16 protein-coding genes and 1 pseudogene are annotated in these 18621 nt (G+C 43.5%); 14 read left to right on the top strand and 3 right to left on the bottom strand.

The window, feature by feature from the left end; all coding sequences use genetic code 11:
* Positions 1 to 106 precede the first annotated feature (106 nt).
* From QPK24_RS17320 to QPK24_RS17295, 6 genes are all read left to right on the top strand, one after another.
* On the top strand, positions 107 to 547 hold the full coding sequence (locus QPK24_RS17320) for a YlbF/YmcA family competence regulator (RefSeq protein WP_160033628.1): 441 nt from the start codon (positions 107 to 109) through the stop codon (positions 545 to 547).
* Between the two features lie 95 nt (positions 548 to 642).
* Complete coding sequence (locus QPK24_RS17315; RefSeq protein WP_285743272.1) at positions 643 to 912, top strand: YlbG family protein; 270 nt, start codon at positions 643 to 645, stop codon at positions 910 to 912.
* A 250-nt stretch (positions 913 to 1162) separates the two neighbouring features.
* A complete protein-coding gene (locus tag QPK24_RS17310; RefSeq protein ID WP_160033624.1) occupies positions 1163 to 1600 on the top strand; it encodes a hypothetical protein in 438 nt (145 codons plus the stop codon).
* Between the two features lie 149 nt (positions 1601 to 1749).
* Positions 1750 to 2682, top strand: coding sequence for a selenium metabolism-associated LysR family transcriptional regulator (locus QPK24_RS17305; protein WP_285743269.1), 933 nt, complete (start codon positions 1750 to 1752; stop codon positions 2680 to 2682).
* Positions 2683 to 2749: 67 nt separating this feature from the next.
* Positions 2750 to 3640: a PHP domain-containing protein gene (locus QPK24_RS17300; protein WP_285743267.1), complete on the top strand. Its 891-nt coding sequence runs from the start codon at positions 2750 to 2752 to the stop codon at positions 3638 to 3640.
* A gap of 164 nt (positions 3641 to 3804) precedes the next feature.
* A protein-coding gene (locus QPK24_RS17295; protein ID WP_407082915.1) for an IS3 family transposase occupies positions 3805 to 4955 on the top strand; the annotation gives its coding sequence in 2 pieces (ribosomal slippage) (positions 3805 to 4066 and positions 4066 to 4955; 1152 coding nt in all).
* A 92-nt stretch (positions 4956 to 5047) separates the two neighbouring features.
* Here QPK24_RS17295 and QPK24_RS17290 read toward each other — a convergent pair.
* Positions 5048 to 6787, bottom strand: a complete 1740-nt coding sequence (locus tag QPK24_RS17290; protein WP_285743265.1) for an Rqc2 family fibronectin-binding protein — start codon at positions 6785 to 6787, stop codon at positions 5048 to 5050.
* Between the two features lie 264 nt (positions 6788 to 7051).
* Here QPK24_RS17290 and QPK24_RS17285 point away from each other — a divergent pair, with 264 nt between their 5' ends.
* Positions 7052 to 9838, top strand: a complete 2787-nt coding sequence (locus QPK24_RS17285) for a calcium-translocating P-type ATPase, SERCA-type (RefSeq protein WP_285743264.1) — start codon at positions 7052 to 7054, stop codon at positions 9836 to 9838.
* A gap of 129 nt (positions 9839 to 9967) precedes the next feature.
* The gene (gene dapF / locus QPK24_RS17280; RefSeq protein ID WP_285743262.1) at positions 9968 to 10804 is read left to right on the top strand and encodes a diaminopimelate epimerase; all 837 of its coding nucleotides are present in this window, start codon (positions 9968 to 9970) and stop codon (positions 10802 to 10804) included.
* A 159-nt stretch (positions 10805 to 10963) separates the two neighbouring features.
* Here dapF and QPK24_RS17275 read toward each other — a convergent pair.
* Positions 10964 to 12414 (bottom strand): annotated as a pseudogene (locus QPK24_RS17275) (IS1182 family transposase).
* 182 nt (positions 12415 to 12596) lie between these two features.
* Here QPK24_RS17275 and QPK24_RS17270 point away from each other — a divergent pair.
* A complete protein-coding gene (locus tag QPK24_RS17270) occupies positions 12597 to 14489 on the top strand; it encodes a bifunctional homocysteine S-methyltransferase/methylenetetrahydrofolate reductase (RefSeq protein WP_285743260.1) in 1893 nt (630 codons plus the stop codon).
* A 103-nt stretch (positions 14490 to 14592) separates the two neighbouring features.
* Here the strand turns inward: QPK24_RS17270 and QPK24_RS17265 are convergent, their stop codons facing one another.
* Positions 14593 to 14997, bottom strand: coding sequence for an acyl-CoA thioesterase (locus QPK24_RS17265; protein WP_285743258.1), 405 nt, complete (start codon positions 14995 to 14997; stop codon positions 14593 to 14595).
* A 175-nt stretch (positions 14998 to 15172) separates the two neighbouring features.
* Between QPK24_RS17265 and QPK24_RS17260 the strand changes: the two genes are divergently transcribed.
* The 5 genes from QPK24_RS17260 (at position 15173) to coaBC (ending at position 18619) form a co-directional block, all read left to right on the top strand.
* Positions 15173 to 16063, top strand: coding sequence for a YicC/YloC family endoribonuclease (locus QPK24_RS17260; protein ID WP_285743256.1), 891 nt, complete (start codon positions 15173 to 15175; stop codon positions 16061 to 16063).
* A gap of 83 nt (positions 16064 to 16146) precedes the next feature.
* Positions 16147 to 16407, top strand: a complete 261-nt coding sequence (gene remA / locus QPK24_RS17255; protein ID WP_006209218.1) for an extracellular matrix/biofilm regulator RemA — start codon at positions 16147 to 16149, stop codon at positions 16405 to 16407.
* A 14-nt stretch (positions 16408 to 16421) separates the two neighbouring features.
* A complete protein-coding gene (gene gmk, locus QPK24_RS17250; RefSeq protein WP_191799079.1) occupies positions 16422 to 16997 on the top strand; it encodes a guanylate kinase in 576 nt (191 codons plus the stop codon).
* A 20-nt stretch (positions 16998 to 17017) separates the two neighbouring features.
* Positions 17018 to 17239: a DNA-directed RNA polymerase subunit omega gene (gene rpoZ, locus QPK24_RS17245; RefSeq protein ID WP_285743253.1), complete on the top strand. Its 222-nt coding sequence runs from the start codon at positions 17018 to 17020 to the stop codon at positions 17237 to 17239.
* A 168-nt stretch (positions 17240 to 17407) separates the two neighbouring features.
* Positions 17408 to 18619 (top strand): bifunctional phosphopantothenoylcysteine decarboxylase/phosphopantothenate--cysteine ligase CoaBC, encoded by a 1212-nt coding sequence (gene coaBC / locus QPK24_RS17240; RefSeq protein WP_285743251.1) that lies wholly within the window; start codon positions 17408 to 17410, stop codon positions 18617 to 18619.
* The last annotated feature ends 2 nt before the right edge of the window (positions 18620 to 18621 follow it).

The raw sequence follows: 18621 nt of genomic DNA, 5'->3' as shown, positions 1-18621 counted from the left end.
GAACAAAACTCTTCTTATGAACAATCGGGTATGTTATGATAGGTTATAGTCCACTCTTCGTATTTTCAAGAGAAGTGGAACTTTATTATAGATCGGGATGAATTTCATGAGCGTATCTGAACTTAACACGGTCGATATGGCCCAAGTGTTGACTTACGCCTATGAACTAGGTGATATGATCAACGAATCCACGTTGGTTTCAGATTATTTATATTGGAAAGAGCGGGTTCAGTCGAATCCAGAAATACAAGATTGGGTACGTAAGCTGGAAGATAAGAAGGAATTGTTTGCTGAAACCCAGCGTTTTGGCCATTTCCATCCAAACTTCCACAGTGCCAAGGATGAAGTGAAGGCAGTAGAAGACAAGCTGGATACTTTCGAAGAAGTGATTCGTTTTAAAGAAGCGGAGCAACAGCTCGACAGCCTGCTCCATCAAATGTCTGAAACGATTGCTTTCTCTGTATCAAGCACCATTAAGGTACCAAGTAATAACCCATCACCAAAAGGTGGATGCGGCGGCGGTGGAAGCTGCGGCTGCGGAGGTTAATATGTATAGAATCGCTTACCAGAATGGAATTCTGGTAAGAGGATTTTGCAATAGATAGAAAGAGATGCAAATCCTACAAAAGAGGTGAAATTCGCATGTTTGCGGAACGAACAGGATATATCATATGGGTAAGTGATGTAAAAGCTGCGCGCAATTTAGACAAGTATGGAACCGTACATTATATTTCCAAAAAAATGCACTATGTCGTAATGTATGTGAATGCGGAACGTGCGGAAGATACAATGAAGAACGTACGTAAACTCTCTTATGTACGCAAAATAGAACGATCTTATCGTAATGAAATTAAGACAGAGTATAGTAAAGATGTTCCGGATAAGACCAGCTTTTATGGCGGTATCGGTTAACGAATGCTAGGTATATGCTGACTTTTTGAATAGGTTATAGATTGGAGCGGCCTGCCTTTGGCCGCTCCTGTTGTTTTATCTGGGCATGAATAAATAGTGCTAGTGACTTAGCTCTGCGATTCTAAATTACAGGATTTAGGATTTATGGAGACAGAATCTTAATTTTCAACTTGAGATTCCGGGACTAATGATGTAATATATTGGATAAATATGTAGATAGAAAGACCTATCTTGTGGAGAGTGATATCCCATGCGTGACAAGTTGATGCAACGTTGGAGCACCTACGAACCTTTTTTTGTGGCTTTGGGTGATAAAAGAGTGGCTGACATTGTCATAACGAACCATGCGAAACTTCGATATGTTGACCGAGTCAGACAAGATAATAATGATTTTGAGAACATTGCAGCATGGCTTTGGGAATGCCTCAAACAGAACAGGATCTCACCTTACTATCGAAATGAACAAGATGTATATTTAATTGATGGCGATCTTGTCGTGGTTGCGGAATTCGCAGAACTACCTGGTGAATATGATATTACAGGTAACCCCCTTCACAAAATGATTATTGTAACGTTTCTTGGAAGAATGTCGGAGACGATGGAACTTCGAGATCTCAAAACTTATTATTCCTGGTTGCGTCATTCTAGGCGCATGACACTGGTCAAGAACAGCCGTAAACGTAGATAAGCAGGACTTTTTTTGTAAATGTAGTGAAGTTTTTTGTAAATGTAGTGAAGAAGGTTTGTAATGTAGTGAAGATAAGGTGTGCAGAAGCTGCACACTTTTTTTTGGTATAATTCGGTTACAATATGAGGAAGGCCAGGGGGGGAGTATCGATGAATTTTCACCAATTACATATCTTTTATACAGTGGCGGAAAAAGGGAGTTTCTCGGCAGCCGCTCAAGCACTGCATATGACGCAGCCTGCGGTTACGATGCAAATTCAATCACTTGAAGATTATTTCGGAACCAAATTAATTCATCGTTCTACTAAAAAAATAGAGCTTTCTGAAGCGGGTGAGGCCCTGCTTCCTTATGCACTGAGAAGTATGGAGTTATTTCGTGAAACGGATGAAGCGGTAGCCGCCTACACAGACAGGCTGCAGGGACGCTTATTAATCGGAGCGAGCCTGACCATCGGTGAGTATGTACTGCCTAGACTGCTCGGACCTTTTGGCAAGAAATATCCTGATATCTCAATCGTGATGAATGTGATGAATACCACACAGATTGTTGAAGGAATTATGAAGAACCAATTGAACTTTGGTATGATTGAGGCACCGCTGTCTCATCCAGATCTAATTGTAGAGCCAGGCATGCATGATGAATTGAAGCTGATTGTTCCTGCACAGCATCCCCTCGTTCTTTTGCAAGAGGTAAAGCTTGAAGATATCCTGGAGTATCCCATTATCGTAAGAGAAAAAGGATCGGGAACGAGACAAGTGATGGAAGATGCAATGAAAGATAAAGGGATCGAACCATCAAGTCTAAATACCGTCATGGAACTAGGCAGTACGGGGGCTATTAAATCTGCGGTGGAAGCGGGTGTTGGGATTACGATCATTTCACCCTATTCTGTGAAGCATGAAGTGGCGCTCGGCCTTGTAAAAGTGCTTGATTTAAAAGATATTACATTCTCACGGGAATTCTATGAGGTATATTCGAAGTCTTCCATGTTGCCCATCTCAGCCGTTACTTTTTTGAATTATCTGAAAAAGTATGCTCAGGATTTAGACGTGATTGGCAGGATCGGACAAAGCACATCGTAAGATTTGTTTTCTTGAATCCGTGTATATTGTATAAAGCATGACAAAGCATTGGAAAGGAGGCATTCGTATGAATAAATCGGAAAAAGAAACAGTTAATGTAGAACTTGTGAATGGAAAATGTGATCTTCATACGCATAGCCAGGCATCGGACGGAATGCAGCCGTCTTCAGAGAATGTACGCATCGCTTCTAACAAAGGTCTTGCTGCTGTTGCGATTACAGATCATGATACGGTTGCAGGCGTAGAAGAGGCACTTGCAGCGGGCGAGGAATATGGAGTTGTAGTTGTACCTGGTGTCGAGATCAGTACTAGACTTGAGAGAAAAGAAATTCATGTGCTTGGGTACTATGTGGATATAAAAGATGCTGAATTTCTCAGCAGACTGGAAACCCTGCGCAGAACCCGTGAGGAACGGAACATCCTTATTCTAGAAAAGTTAAATGAGCTTGGGCTCGACATTTCAATGGAAGACGTCATTCGAGAGATGGGTCGACCACTGGAAAAGGATGAAACTGTTGGGCGTCCGCATATTGCAGATACGCTTGTAGCAAAAGGATATGTTAGTGACATGCGGGAAGCTTTTGATCTTTATTTAGCCGAAGGTAAACCGGGTTTCGTCAGTGTTCCGCGGGTGACACCAGAAGATGCATTTGCCTGGATTAGAGCTGCAGGCGGAACGCCGGTGCTTGCCCATCCTGGACTTTATGGCGACGATGAACTTGTTCGAAAAATAATTGAACATGGTCATCCTGCGGGGATTGAAGTTTACCATTCAGATCACGGTCCCGAAGAGGAAAAGCGATATCTTGCAATGGCAGACCAGTACGGCCTGATAGTAACAGGCGGTTCTGATTTTCATGGGTCGAGGCAAGGAGTTGTATTCCACGGGGATCTCGGCAGCGTGACCGTAGGTGCTTCTGTTCTGAGTCAACTACAGGAGCAGAGTTCTAAAAAATGAGAAATGGCAAAAGACCCTTTAGCTAGTCTAAGGTCTTTTGCCTCCAGAAAAAGCAGCGTTCGCTATCGTATAACGAATGGTATTATCCCCTCATGGTAGACAGTGAAAAAAGAGAACATGTTACAATGAACTCAAACACTGGAAAACCGGAGGGGATTTTTGTTATGTCAGCGAAGAAAGGTCAAACTTTTAATCGATATAGTGAAGAAACGAAGAAAGAGGCTGTCCGTTTGCGAGTAGAAGAAGGGTGGACGTACAGTCGAATCATGGAGAAGTTTGGAATCAAAAGTGAGAGCCAGATTATCACATGGGTTCGTAAATGCCAAAATGGTGAGGGGTTTGAGGATTACCGGGGACGTTGGGCGAAGAAGCATTTTAGTAGTGCGGAAGAAGAAAATGCATATCTGAAAGCGCAGGTAGAATATCTAAAAAAGCTAAATCCAAACTTGCACGGGGAGGGAAGCTGGATTTCGAAGCCCGGTGCCAGTCCATTCGAGAAATAAGCAAAGTGGCTCCCGTAGTTTGGCTATGTAGAATCGCTGAAATATCACGTGCAGGCTACTATAAATGGAAGAAGAATTTAGTTCATCGAGAGAAACGAGCAAATCGTGATGCAGATCTAAAGGCACACATCTTGAGCATTCATCGAATTCGTCCGTATTTCGGTTACAAGCGAATGCGTACTGCTTTAGGAAAAGAAGGCTTCGTTGTGAATCACAAGAAGGTCCGTCGCTTAATGAGAGAACTTCAGATTCGTTCTGTTATTCGCAAGAAACGTCCGTTTTGTGGCCGCAAACCATCGGCCTTGTTCCCTAATGTCTTAAATCGGGAATTCTCTGCGACTGCTCCTGTGCAGAAGCTTGTGACAGATATTACATATGTCCGGATTGGGCATGAATTTGCTTATCTCTCGGCTGTAATGGATTTATATAACAACGAAATAGTAGCCTGGGAACTCTCCGAGCGCAATGACCTAAAACTCGTTATGGACACTGTGCAGCAACTAAAAGATGGACCCTCTTTGCTCCATTCGGACCAAGGGTTTCAGTATACCTCGAAAAGCTATGCTAAGTTGCTTGAAGAGAAGCAGTTGACAGGGAGTCATTCCCGACGTGGAAACTGCTATGACAATGCTTGTATCGAGTCGTTCTTTTCCCACTTAAAGACGGAAAAGCTGTATTTGGAAAAGCCTAATAATCTGGAACAAGCAAGAAGCCAAATTACGGAGTATATTTCATTTTACAATAAGGAACGTTTCCAAAACAAACTCGGCGACCTCTCCCCAATCGAATTCCGGGAAAAAGTCGCCGCGTAAATGGAAAATCCTCTTTTTTTAATGTCTACTTGACGGGGCTATGACCAGAACGCTGCTTTTTGATTCTTCTTTTTTGAAAAGAAAGGGGAAGATCAATTCTTAATGTGACTGGGCAGCCTTTTAATTAGATCTTCACTCGGTGTAACAAACAGTGTTTTTTGATTATCGTAAATCACAAAACCGGGTTTTGCGCCGCTCGGTTTTTTCACATGACGGATGAGCGTATAATCCACAGGCACACTGCTTGATTCTTTGGCCTGGCTGTAATAAGCCGCAATCATGGCCGCTTCTTCCAAGGTCTGCTCAGAGAAGGAGGTGGAACGAATGACAACGTGTGAGCCCGGGATATCTTTTGTATGAAGCCATGTGTCATTAGAACTTGCCAGACGATTCGTCAAGTATTCATTTTGCAGATTGTTTTTGCCTACATAAATTTCGGTGCCGTCAGAAGACGTGAACACTTGCAGAGAAGGAAGCTGATTCTTCTTTTTCTTTTTCTTATTTCCTTTTTTATTCCGGTCTCGAAGATATCCTTCAGATACCAGTTCTTCCCGAATCTCTTCGACATCGTTTATGGATGCAGAAGCCAGCTGCTGTAATAAGTTGTCCATGTACATGATCTCTTCGCGCGTTTTGATTAGCTGCTCCTCAATGATCTGCAGGCTGTTTTTGTATTTATTGTATTTCTTAAAATAACGCTGAGCGTTATCGGATGGAGTCAGAAGCGGGTCAAGCGGAATGCGTACTTCGGCTTGATTTTCATCATAGAAGTTCGTAAGAACGGCTTCTGTATCTCCTTTTTGTACAGCATGAAGAGAAGAAAACAGCAGTTCACCGTAAATTCGGTACTGATCGGCATCATCCGCTTCTGCAAGGTCCGCATTCAGATGATCTAGTTTTTTAATATTTTTATTACGTTCATTTTGCAGGAACCGAAGGAGGTCACTGACTTTCTGTTTGATAACGTCCCGTTCTGCTTTTTCCCCGTAGTAATCTTCCATACATGCACTCATTGAATCATAAGTTTGATGCTCATTCAGATGAGTGAGAGGAATGGCAGAAAAAACCATTTTCTCTTTTGCATTCGTTGCAATGACGGGCGTGAACTTGTTGCCAGATACAAGGTTCATCACTTCTGAGAAACCATTCCACAGTTGTTCTGTATCCCGTACTGCTTCTGGGTCATTCTGCTTGCCGCGGAATGCAATCTCTTCCGCAATCAGCGGGCTGAGTCCGCTGAAAGTTTCTACCAGCCATTTTGATGCACTTCCTTCATAGCTCTCATATGCTGCAAAGGAAGAGCGAGTTGCGGTGAGCGGATTTTCCTTGTTCTGCTTTGGAGGTTCCATGTAGGAGAATCCAGGCATAATGACACGGTAACTGCTGATCGCAGGCGTCACATGGTGAATTCCATCTAAAATATTGCCTGTGGAAGGATCGACCAGAATTACATTGCTGTGTCTGCCCATCAGCTCAACAATAATTTTTTTCGTGGAAACATCGCCGATTTCGTCCCGCTGCCGAACATCGATATGAATAATTCTTTCCATGCCGACTTGGCTAATGTTCTCAATGATGGCTCCTTCGCAGTGTTTGCGAAGCAGCATACAGAACATGGGTGCTTCTGATGGATTCACAAACGTTTGTTTTGTGAATTGAACACGCGGATAAGTAGGACTAGCTGAGATCAGCAATTTGGTATTTTCCCGCCCTGCTCGAAGACTAATCACAATATCGCGACTGTTAGGTTGGTGTATTTTACTCATGCGTCCGCCAATGAGCACTTGAAGCTCATGCACGATCGAACGAACGACAATTCCGTCTAATGCCATAATCTATGTTCTCCTATCTTGTATCAGGTTGGTTTTTATATTTCATGTTTATTTCGTTGGTACATTTCTTCTCCATCTATCATGCCATAGTTTGAACAAAAACTTAAGAGCTCTCTTTGTGTGATATTTCCCCACTTGTCCGAATACAGTAGTTTTAGAAGTTTGTCCGGCATTAGACAAGTGGCATTTTGACTGATGCAATGTACACATGTAAGAAAAGCTGGACAGGCACAGGACTAAAGAGCGGGAGGGGAACCTTGGAATATGGAACAGAAGAAGTGGCATCAGATGGGTGCAGACGAGCTGAAGTCAGAATTAGATGTGGAGCCGCAGCTAGGTCTAACCAAGGATGAGGCAGCAAACAGGCAGAAGAAGTCAGGACCAAATGAGCTGTCAGAAGGAAAAGGAATTTCTCCAATCACCCTTTTTCTAAATCAGTTTAAAGATTTTATGGTGCTTGTCTTGGTAGGAGCTACGCTGTTATCTGGACTCCTGGGTGAATACCTGGATGCAATAACGATCATTGCTATCATTTTATTAAACGGAATTCTTGGATTTATTCAGGAATTCAGAGCTGAACGTTCTCTTAGCGCACTAAAAAAATTATCAGCTCCTACGTCAAAAGTGCTGAGGGATGGAAAAGTAGAACAAATCCCGGCTAAAAACCTTGTACCGGGCGATATTATTTTTCTGGAAAGCGGAGACCGTGTCCCTGCGGATATCCGGTTTATTACGACAAGTAACTGTGACGTGGAAGAATCTGCTTTAACGGGCGAATCAGTACCTGTAGGTAAACACAGTAATGCTATTGAGCAGGAAGATCTTCCGCTTGGAGACCTCAAGAATGTTGGCTTCATGGGTACCATGGTTACGAGAGGAACGGCAAAAGGGGTCGTCATTCGTACGGGAATGGATACCGAAATGGGGAAAATTGCAGACCTCATACAGAATACAGAAGCACAGGAAACACCGCTTCAGCACCGCCTGGAACAGCTTGGAAAGATCCTGATTATCGTATCCCTGGTGCTTACGGTACTCGTTGTCGTAGCTGGTATTTTACATGGACAGCCTGCCATTGGTATGTTCCTCGCGGGTGTAAGTCTTGCGGTTGCCGCAATACCTGAGGGATTGCCTGCTATTGTTACCATCGCACTTGCGCTTGGTGTACAGCGGATGATCAAACGAAAAGCAATTGTTCGTAAACTTCCCTCTGTAGAAACGCTTGGTTCAGCTTCTGTTATTTGTTCAGACAAGACAGGAACCTTAACTCAGAACAAAATGACAGTAACGGATGTGTGGCAGGGCGGAAGACAGCTCAAAGTCACAGGAGAAGGCTATAAACCGGTAGGTCATATTACACTTCAAGATCATGTAATAGATCTGAAGAATGATCAATCCTTGCGCAGACTTCTTCAAGTCAGCAGTTTATGCAACAACGCACTTATTGAAGAAGTACCGGTTACGGACACGCGTAATAAAAAGAGCAATGAGGAAACAGAATGGATACTAAAGGGGGATCCTACAGAGGGCGCGCTTGTTACCTTGGCCTCTAAGCTTGGAATGTCTCCTCAAAGCTTATCGGGACTATATGAACGAGCTCAGGAGTTTCCTTTTGATTCTGAACGCAAACTAATGTCCGTACTGATGAAACATCAGGGAGGCAGACTTATTTTTACAAAGGGTGCACCAGATGTACTCATTAAGGAATGTGCCTATATTTTATGGGATGACAAAGTCATTCCATTTACCTCAGCGATCCGGCAGCAAGTAATTCAGGCGAATGAGAAAATGGCGAGTTCTGCACTTCGAGTGCTGGGCATGGCTTATCGTGAAGTAAGACCGGAAGAACAGGTAGACGATGAGTGTAAGGCAGAAAGCCAGCTTGTATTTGTCGGACTTGCCGGCATGATTGATCCGCCGCGTAAAGAAGCAAGAGATGCCATTGCGACTTGTAGAAGAGCCGGAATTAAGACAGTCATGATTACAGGTGATCATTCTCTTACCGCAGAAGCGATTGCACATCAGCTCGGTATTCTGCCTCGCGGCGGGAAAGTGATGACAGGACAGCAGTTAACTCAGTTCAGTGATGACGACCTCGATAAAGAAGTGGATCAGATCTATGTGTATGCGAGAGTATCACCGGAACATAAGCTGCGGATTGTGAAGTCATTACAGCGAAAAGGGCATGTCGTTGCGATGACAGGTGATGGTGTAAATGATGCGCCGGCAATTAAGGCCGCAGATATTGGGATTGCGATGGGGATTACCGGAACAGATGTTACGAAAGAAGCTTCCGCGCTCATTTTAAGTGATGATAACTTCTCTACAATTGTAGCAGCGATAGAAGAAGGGCGGAACATCTACGAAAATATCCGGAAGTTCATCCGTTATCTGCTCGCGTCAAATGTTGGTGAAATCTTAACGATGTTCTTTGCGATGATGGCAGGTCTTCCGCTACCGCTTCTTCCGATACAGATTCTTTGGGTGAACCTGGTTACCGATGGGCTCCCGGCTATGGCGCTCGGTGTGGATCAGGCGGAGAAGGATTTAATGGAACATAAGCCGCGATCAGCGAAAGAAAATATTTTTGCCCGGAGATTGGGCTGGAAAATTATTAGCCGCGGCGTGCTGATTGGATTATGCACACTTGCTGCATTCTGGATTACGCTTCGCATCGATCCGCATAATCCTGCTCATCTAGTGAAAGCACAGTCGGTGGCTTTTGCAACACTGGTTATGGCGCAGCTCATTCATGTTTTTGACTGCCGGAGTTCAAGATCTATCTTTCACCGAAACCCACTGCAGAACAAATATTTGGTGCTTGCCGTTATTTCCTCTGTAGTACTGCTGTTAGGCGTCATGTATACACCTCAGCTCCAGCCGATTTTCAAGACTACGGCGCTTGATCTGAGAGAATGGGCACTTGTTATCGTAGCGGCAGGAATTCCAACGTTCTTGCTTGGTGCAGGAAGCGTATGGGGAGGCCGGAAGAATCGGCGCAGACTGGCTACAAGCGGGTACACACCGAAAAGTACAAAATTTTCAGCATAAAATCAATACAATTCCTCCACTCCTTAGGATATGCTAACCTGAAAAGTCGCTTACTCACGTATTGATTACATGGTTACAGGCGAAGATGACATCGGGGCCATGACAAGCTAAAAGGAGTGGAGTTTTATTATGGAATTTACGAAAATGCACGGACTAGGCAACGATTTTGTTGTGATCTATGGCGAGAAAGAGCTGCCTTCTGATGCTGCAGAACTAGCAATCAAATGGTGCAATCGTTTTTTTGGAATTGGTGCCGACGGCTTGGTATATATTTTACCTTCGGAGAAGGCTGATTTTCAGATGCGAATCATAAATTCAGACGGTACGGAAGCAGAGCAGTGCGGTAATGCGATCCGGTGTGTAGCTAAATATGTATACGATCATGGATACATTGACCGGGAGCAGATTACCATTGAGACCATTGGAGCAGGTGTACAACCTGTCGGGCTGACGGTAGAGGATGGGAAGGTAAGTAAAGTACGGGTAGATATGGGCGCACCTGTACTGGACGGTCTTAAGATACCTACTACCATAGATCAGAGTCCGGTAGTGGATCAGCCGATTGAAGCAGGAAGGAGCGGTTTCCGGTTTACCGCCGTATCCATGGGTAATCCGCACTGTGTTATTTATGTAGAGGATGCCGTGCATTTTGATCTCGCCTCTTGGGGACCGAAACTAGAAGCACATCCTTTCTTCCCGAAAAAAATAAATGTTGAATTTGCTACGGTAAAAGATCGAGAGCATATTGACATGAGAGTATGGGAACGCGGAGCCGGTCCTACACTGGCATGCGGGACAGGAGCTTGTGCAACGCTTGTCTCTTCTGTATTAAACGGGCTTACGGAAAGATCTGCTTGGGTTCGTCTGAAGGGCGGAGATTTGTTCATTGAATGGAATGAAGAGGATAATCATGTATATATGACAGGGCCAGCCGCATTTGTATTCACCGGAAAAATAATTGAATAGGGATTTTGACAAAAAGAGGGGACATACTAGGAGGCCACTGAAGAACTTGCGCTTTTCTTTGGAGGCTGTGCAAATAGTGTAAAAAGAAGACATTCACTCCGTGTTTTGGAGATGAATGTCCTCTTTTTGTCTTCATAATTCTGTATTCACTAGTAGTTCTTAGTCTGCTAATTTCAGTATTCGTTTGAGATTTACAGCGAATATGGCCATCGCACCTTGCAGTTGCATGCCAAGCAGACCCGAGGATGTGGCTACATCATACCCGTGCCCATGTTTGAGTTCACTGTTCTTTGCTTCAATTTTGTAGCGTTCCTTCGATTTTGTTTTGAAATATTCTGTATCCTGGAACGCCTTCTGTTCCAAGTGTTCGTCGGATTTTACTGTCACGGAATACGTTTTGCTCTTGGCTCCTTCTCTGTAACAGTCTTCCTTATACGGACAGCGTTTGCAGAGTTCCACATCGAAAAAATAGGTGTCTTGTTGGTTTTTACTGATGCCTGTTTTCCCTTGTCGTGCTTTTCGAATCGCCATGTGTCCGGCTGGACAAACGTACATGCCAGCATCTTTGTTGAACAGAAACTCGTCCTCTTTCTTACGAGCACCTTGTGTAATGAGTGGATTAAGTTTCGCTACAAGTTCAATCTCGTTTTGTTTCGTGTAGATCAGGTTATCCTTCTCAGAATACGCCGTATCTCCAATTACCGTTTTGACCTGCATCCCGGCGGCTTGGCTTTTTTCGATCAGTGTCAGTAATTGTTTTCCATCATTTTTCTCGCCCGTCGTAATGACAGCTGCCGTTATTAGACGTTCCTCGGTCATCGCTAGATGTGTTTTGTAACCGAAAAAGGCGCTATCTGCGCTCTTGTGTCCTACGCGCGCGTCTGGATCTGCTGCAAGGCGCAGTTGCTCTACATCATCCTCAATCGTCTCTTTCAGAAGATTAAGCGGCTCTACAATTTTTGGCACCTGTGCGATTCCGGATTCTTCTTCGATGAAAGCGACAAGTTTTTGACAGTACGCAATTTCGTCTTCGAGCACATGGTTCACGTTCTTTACTGGCATTTTGGCTTTGACCGATTCATCCATCGTGTAAACCATTTTGCGCAGCTTCCGCGCACGGTCTTGCAGGATTTCTTGCGGTGATTTCTGGTTGTAGCGAGCTTTCGTATGCGTGGCATCTACGATGATAGAGGTGCTTTTTAAGATACCCTGCTCAATCGCAAGGGTTACGGTCTGCCCGATAAGCATGTCGAGTAGGTTCATATCTTTTAAACGTAGTTTGCGGAATTTCGTTAGAGAACTTGGATCGATTACCGAGTCTTCTGGTGCCATGCCAAGAAAAATTTAAACGACAGGTCATACTTAGAGCGTTCAACAATGTCTGCGTCAGAGAGTTCAAATATAGCTTTCAGTAATAAATATTTAAACATGCGAATCGGGTCAATGGCGTTACGTCCATTGTCTAAGCAATATTTTGCTTCCAACTCTTCGTATATAAAAGTGAAGTCCACCAATTCATTGATTTGACGAAGCATATTGTCCTTCGGTACAACAATGTCATACAGTGCCGCATAAGGACTCAGAACCAAGGTTTGTTGTTGTCGAATCATCCGCTCACCTACTTTTCATGATGCATTAATTATAAGCGAAAAAAAGGTACGGATCCTCAACTTTTTTGAGGATCCGTACCTTTTTTTATGAGTAGACTTTTTCAGTGGCCTCCATACTAGTTCCCTCTTTTTATGCTTTTATGTTACATTAGTGTGAAATATAGGGAATTGACGGGAGGAGAATGAGGGTGGATCTACGCAAGGTGTTGCAAAAGGAAATCCTGATTGGCGATGGGGCGATAGGTACTTATTTATATCAAAAGGGTTTTCCTGTCGGAATCTCCTATGAGGAACTGAATCTAGAATCACCTGATGTCATTCTTGATGTACATATGCAGTATATCGATGCAGGCACACAACTGATTGAGACCAATACGTATTCGGCCAATTACGATAAACTTTCCAAATTCGGTCTAGAAGACAAAGTGGTGGACATTAACCGGGCGGGAGTTCGGATTGCCAGGGAAGCTTTAAATGGAAGAGGATATGTAGTTGGGGCTGCAGGTTCGATTAGAGCCGGTAAACGTTTTGATATTTCGAAAAGTAAACTTGGGTATTATTATGAGGAGCAAGTTACCGCGCTGATTGAAGAGGGCGTTGATGGGATCATGCTCGAAACCTTTTATGATGTTGAAGAACTCTTGATCGCACTCCGGAGTATAAGAAAACAGTCTGAAATTCCTGTTATCTGCCAGTTTGCCATTGACGATATTGGAAGAACACTCGATGGTTACACTATGCCTCAAGCCTTCTCCATCTTACATGGAGAAGGAGCAGATGTGATTGGATTTAACTGCCGCTCAGGTCCAAATGCCATCATGCGTGCGATGGAAACGGTGTCTGATATCGGTATTCCTATGTCCGTATATCCTAACGCAGGGATTGCTGACTATATTGATGGTGAAGTTCGATTTGGCGCATCTGCTGAGTATTTTGGACAGACCGCTGTTCGTTTTGCAGATCTGAACGCCCGCATTATTGGCGGCTGCTGCGGTACCACACCTGAGCACATTAAGGCAATAGCTGAAGCACTTGCAGCATATCAGCCAGCTCTCCTTCCGCCGCTCAATGAAGAGGCATTATTCACACGTGATGAAATCAGAAGTTCGTTTGTATCCTTGGATCAATCTGAAAAAACACGTACAGAACCTACCATCGTGGATCTGGTCAAAGAACGCCATACCGTTATTGTAGAACTCGACCCGCCTAGGGATCTCGATATTGAAAAGTTCCTAAAAGGTGCGAAATGTCTAAAAGCAGCAGGGGTTGATGCGCTGACACTGGCCGATAACTCCCTGGCGGTTACCCGTATGAGCAATATGGCACTAGGTTACCTCGTGAAGGAACAGACAGGGATAAGGCCTTTGATCCATATTGCCTGCAGAGATCGAAATTTAATTGGGACTCAGTCCCATCTGATGGGGTTTGATGCCTTAGGCATTGATCACGTTCTTGCAGTAACCGGTGATCCAGCTAGGTTTGGTGATCTACCCGGGGCAAGCTCGGTATATGATATGACTTCTTTTGAAATTATTCGAATGATCAAACAGCTGAATGACGGAATTGCCTTTTCAGGTAAGCCGCTGAAACAAAAAGCGGATTTTGTAGTAGGTGCTGCTTTTAATCCAAATGTAAAATATATAGAGAAGGCAGTTCAGCGCTTAGAGAAAAAAATAGCGGCAGGTGCGGATTACATCATGACCCAGCCTGTGTACGATAAAGATTTGATTGTTGCGCTTAAGGAAGCGACCAAGCATCTTGAGATTCCAATCTTTATTGGAATCATGCCGCTTGCGAGCGGCCGTAATGCCGAATATCTGCATAACGAGGTTCCTGGTATTCTTTTATCAGACGAGGTAAGAGAGCAGATGGCAGGGCTTGAAGGGGAAGAAGGCAGAGCGACGGGTACTGCAATTGCCAAAGAATTGATCGAAGTTGCTATGGAGCATTTCAATGGAATCTATATTATGACGCCGTTTATGTTCTATGATATGAGCGAAGAACTGACGAAGTTTGTATGGGAAAAGTCAAATCACATTATGGAGAAAAAGGGATCAGCAGCAATTATAAATTAAACTTTATTATCAATTTTTATTTTGACTTTATTAGAAAGGTGCCTTGCTGCGGAAATGAACTCTGCAGCAAAGGCACCCTTTTTTTACTATGCCGGAATGAGTTTCATAACTGATTTGCCGGAAAGAATTTTCGCAGCATCTCGGGCAAAGGTTTACTTTTTCGACTAGATGGATCCATCGTTACGCTAGTTACGACCGCATCAGCACAGACAACATTTGTCTCGTTCATAATTGTTTGTTTCAATACATAACTTGAGTTCCCGGCTTTTTCTGGTTCTGTGATCACGGTGAGCCGATCATTCTGAACACATTCTTTACGATAGTTAATATTAATGTTAACGGTGACCGTTTGAAATCCTTCTTGCAGCAGTTTGTTATAGGGGAGGCCCATAGCTTCGTACCATTCTTCTCTTCCCCATTCGAGATACTCTAAATACTTTGCATTATTGACATGGCCATTCACATCGATTTCGGTTGGACGGACAATAAGTTGAAGTTCTGTTTTCATGAGAGGGTCTCCTTATCCATGTTCAGCATCTTTTTTTAGAAAAAGTATTCATTTATTCTACTAGGAAGCCCTTTTTTAGGCAATAATGGTAGGAATTAAACGGGGATGAAGCGCAATGTTCATACTTGTTTCAACCACTATAATCCGATACAATAGTGTAATGGATGTGATGCCGATGTCATTCAGCATGACCGGATACGGTCAATATTCGCTCAGCTATGGCGGCTATAATGTATTGTTTGAAATGAAGTCTGTGAACCACAGGTATTGCGAAGTGGTATTCCGAATGCCGCGGGAGTGGACACGCTACGAAGATGGACTTCGTAAAATCATACAGCGCGAGCTAAGGCGTGGACGGATTGACGTATTTATAACGAAGGAACTTTCAGTGGAGAGTCATCTGAACCCAGTCCTTAACGAAGAGGTAGTAGCTTCTTATTTAGAAGCCGCAAAAGAACTCGAGCTTCGTTATGGAATGAGAGGGAATATGGAAATATCAGATGTACTTTCACTTCCTGGCGTGCTTCTGAAACCGGAAGAAGCAATTCTCCGAGTGGCAACAGAAGATGAAGCTTGGGACATTGCGCTGCAAGAGGGGATCACTCATGCCCTTGAGGAGCTGGTGGATATGCGAGCTCGTGAAGGAAGTCACCTTGCGAAAGATATAGAGACCCGGATTTCAAGTTTAGAGGTCTATCATGAAAAGATGGTTGAGCTTGCACCTCATGTAGTGACCGAATATCGAGATAAACTGAGGCAGCGATTGACCGAGATATCAGATGGATCTTTTGATGAACATAAATTTGGTATGGAGATTGCGATTTTTGCGGACCGATCCAACATAGATGAGGAACTGACTCGTCTCTCTAGTCATCTTACGCAGTGTAGGCAATTACTGACCAGTCCTGACCCTGTAGGTCGCAAACTTGATTTCTTGATTCAGGAAATGAATCGTGAAGTGAACACCATCGGTACAAAAGCTCATCACCTGACCTTGGTTAATCTCGTGATGGACATGAAGGCCGAGCTTGAGAAAATTAGGGAACAGGCTGCAAATCTAGAGTAGTCTAGAATGAAGGTAAGCTTGCTGCCAAATAACAACAATGCTTTGCGAGAAGGATCAAAAGTTATAGGGGGACGAACCTGAATATGGCGATTAAACTCATTAACATAGGATTTGGTAATATCGTTTCAGCGAATCGTATCATATCTATTGTTAGCCCTGAATCAGCGCCTATCAAAAGAATTATCCAGGAAGCACGAGATCGTCATATGCTCATTGATGCTACATATGGACGCAGAACACGTGCTGTAATTATTACTGACAGTGATCATGTGATCTTGTCCGCAGTGCAGCCGGAGACGGTTGCCCATCGTCTATCTTCTAAAGACGATGACAACGACGAATAAAAATGGAGTGTAATATGTCTAAGGGATTACTTATTGTATTATCTGGCCCATCGGGTGTAGGAAAAGGAACGGTATGTACTGCTTTGCGTAAACGAGTTCCTAATTTGACGTACTCTGTGTCGGCAACGACACGCCAGCCAAGACTTGGCGAAGAAAACGGAGTGAACTATTTTTTCAAAAGCCGTGAACAATTTCTTGATATGATTGAAAAAGATGAACTACTAGAACATGCGGAATATGTGGGTAATTACTATGGTACCCCGCGTGATTTTGTAGAACAGACGCTTGAATCAGGCAAAGATATTATTCTCGAAATTGAGGTGCAAGGAGCGCTTAAAGTAAAAGAAAAATTCCCAGAAGGAATTTTTGTGTTTTTACTGCCTCCTTCGCTCGATGAACTAAAAGACCGTATCCAAGGCCGCGGTACGGAGAACCAAGCAACGATTGATCACCGGATGACTGTTGCTGCTGAAGAGATTAGTCTTTTAGAAAAATATGATTATGCGGTAGTTAATGATGAAATTGATTTGGCGTGCAAGCGAATAGAATCAATCATCATCGCCGAACATTGTAAAGTAGCGAAAAAATAGAATCGAATGAGGTGTTCGTATTGTTATATCCATCTATTGATGAAATGATGAACAAAGTCGACAGTAAGTATTCTCTTGTAGTTGCTGCATCCAGACGTGCTAGACAGCTTCGTGAAGGTGAAAAATCCGAACTTAGAAATCCTAAATCTCATAAACAAGTGGGCGTTGCTCTTGAAGAGATTTATGACGACATGATCAAAGTAGAGCCAGGTACTGACGAAAAAGAAGAAAACCAAGCATAATTCTACTCATCTATCTTTACTGAATTACTAATATAGGTAACACCCTGATAAAAGTGACAACCGGAAGGTTGTTATTTTTTTCTTTCTACTTCTTTTTTTGCTTCTGTTTAACGAAAGATACAAGCGTAGTTATTGACATGATCTATGATAAGAACAGGGGGAGCGCATATGTTGAAAGGTAAAAAAATCGTGCTCGGAGTAACAGGAGGCATTGCAGCATATAAAGCAGCAGCACTGACAAGCAAGCTCGTGCAAAAAGGGGCAGAGGTGCATGTGATTATGACCGAATCTGCTAAGAAGTTCATCACAGAGCTTACCTTGCAATCACTGTCGCGAAATCCGGTTTATACCGATACATTTGATGAACGAGATGCTTCGGTTGTCTCTCATATCCATTTAGCAGATACAGCGGACCTTGTACTTGTTGCTCCGGCAACAGCAAATACCATTGCTAAAATGGCACATGGCTTTGCCGATGATATGCTGACCACAACACTCCTTGCCACGACAGCTCCTGTTATGATTGCTCCTGCTATGAATGTTCATATGTATGAACATCCTGCGGTTGTTGCGAATATGAATACCCTTCATTCGAGAGGGGTTCATTTTATCGAACCTGGTGTAGGTCAGCTTGCTTGCGGCTATGTAGGAAAAGGCAGGCTTGAAGAACCGGAAACGATCGCAGCTGTGGTAGAAACATTCTTTGAACGTCAATCTGAAAAAGGATGTTTGGCAGGGAAAAAGGTTGTCGTTACCGCAGGCGGAACCATTGAGCGAATTGACCCTGTTAGATATATAACGAATGATTCTTCTGGGAAAATGGGAGTGGCCTTTGCGGCCGCTGCGAAAGACATGGGGGCGGAGGTTACCCTTGTTGCCGCCAATATGCAGGTTCCTTATCCGGCAGATGTCAACGTAGTGAAAGTGCAGTCTGCTGAGGAGATGTATGAGGCGGTCCATAAACTTTGGCCAGAGACGGATATTATGGTTAAAGCTGCGGCCGTGGCAGATTATAGACCTGCGGAAGCTGCAAAACAAAAAATCAAGAAGAAAGACGATACACTCACGCTGTCTCTTGTCAAAACCATCGACATTTTAGAATCGCTTGGTAAAGAAAAAACACATCAATATTTGATTGGATTTGCAGCGGAAACAAATGATATTGAATTCCATGCAAAAGGAAAATTAGAACGAAAAAATGCGGATCTTATCGTGGCTAATGATGTAACAAAACCAGGAGCAGGTTTTGGGACGGATACCAATGCCGTTGAAATCTATGACAAGCATGGATTAGTTAAAGAAATAGCCGTAATATCAAAAGACGAAGTCGCAAGACAAGTATTTCAAATTGCAATTTCGCAAATGGAGGGGAGGGAGTAAAC

Origin of the sequence: Paenibacillus polygoni (assembly GCF_030263935.1) — a bacterium.
Classification (GTDB): Bacteria; Bacillota; Bacilli; order Paenibacillales; family Paenibacillaceae; genus Paenibacillus; species Paenibacillus polygoni.
The sequence above is the reverse complement of the archived record's forward strand: the minus strand, read 5'-3'. Positions and strand labels throughout refer to the sequence as shown.

What these genes read in the sequence shown, in the direction of transcription:
- QPK24_RS17320 (WP_160033628.1), top strand. Translation starts at nt 107, where the DNA reads ATGAGCGTATCTGAACTTAACACGGTCGATATGGCCCAAGTGTTGACT.
- QPK24_RS17315 (WP_285743272.1), top strand. Translation starts at nt 643, where the DNA reads ATGTTTGCGGAACGAACAGGATATATCATATGGGTAAGTGATGTAAAA.
- QPK24_RS17310 (WP_160033624.1), top strand. Translation starts at nt 1,163, where the DNA reads ATGCGTGACAAGTTGATGCAACGTTGGAGCACCTACGAACCTTTTTTT.
- QPK24_RS17305 (WP_285743269.1), top strand. Translation starts at nt 1,750, where the DNA reads ATGAATTTTCACCAATTACATATCTTTTATACAGTGGCGGAAAAAGGG.
- QPK24_RS17300 (WP_285743267.1), top strand. Translation starts at nt 2,750, where the DNA reads ATGAATAAATCGGAAAAAGAAACAGTTAATGTAGAACTTGTGAATGGA.
- QPK24_RS17290 (WP_285743265.1), bottom strand. Translation starts at nt 6,787, where the DNA reads ATGGCATTAGACGGAATTGTCGTTCGTTCGATCGTGCATGAGCTTCAA.
- QPK24_RS17285 (WP_285743264.1), top strand. Translation starts at nt 7,052, where the DNA reads ATGGAACAGAAGAAGTGGCATCAGATGGGTGCAGACGAGCTGAAGTCA.
- dapF (WP_285743262.1), top strand. Translation starts at nt 9,968, where the DNA reads ATGGAATTTACGAAAATGCACGGACTAGGCAACGATTTTGTTGTGATC.
- QPK24_RS17270 (WP_285743260.1), top strand. Translation starts at nt 12,597, where the DNA reads ATGAGGGTGGATCTACGCAAGGTGTTGCAAAAGGAAATCCTGATTGGC.
- QPK24_RS17265 (WP_285743258.1), bottom strand. Translation starts at nt 14,997, where the DNA reads ATGAAAACAGAACTTCAACTTATTGTCCGTCCAACCGAAATCGATGTG.
- QPK24_RS17260 (WP_285743256.1), top strand. Translation starts at nt 15,173, where the DNA reads ATGTCATTCAGCATGACCGGATACGGTCAATATTCGCTCAGCTATGGC.
- remA (WP_006209218.1), top strand. Translation starts at nt 16,147, where the DNA reads ATGGCGATTAAACTCATTAACATAGGATTTGGTAATATCGTTTCAGCG.
- gmk (WP_191799079.1), top strand. Translation starts at nt 16,422, where the DNA reads ATGTCTAAGGGATTACTTATTGTATTATCTGGCCCATCGGGTGTAGGA.
- coaBC (WP_285743251.1), top strand. Translation starts at nt 17,408, where the DNA reads ATGTTGAAAGGTAAAAAAATCGTGCTCGGAGTAACAGGAGGCATTGCA.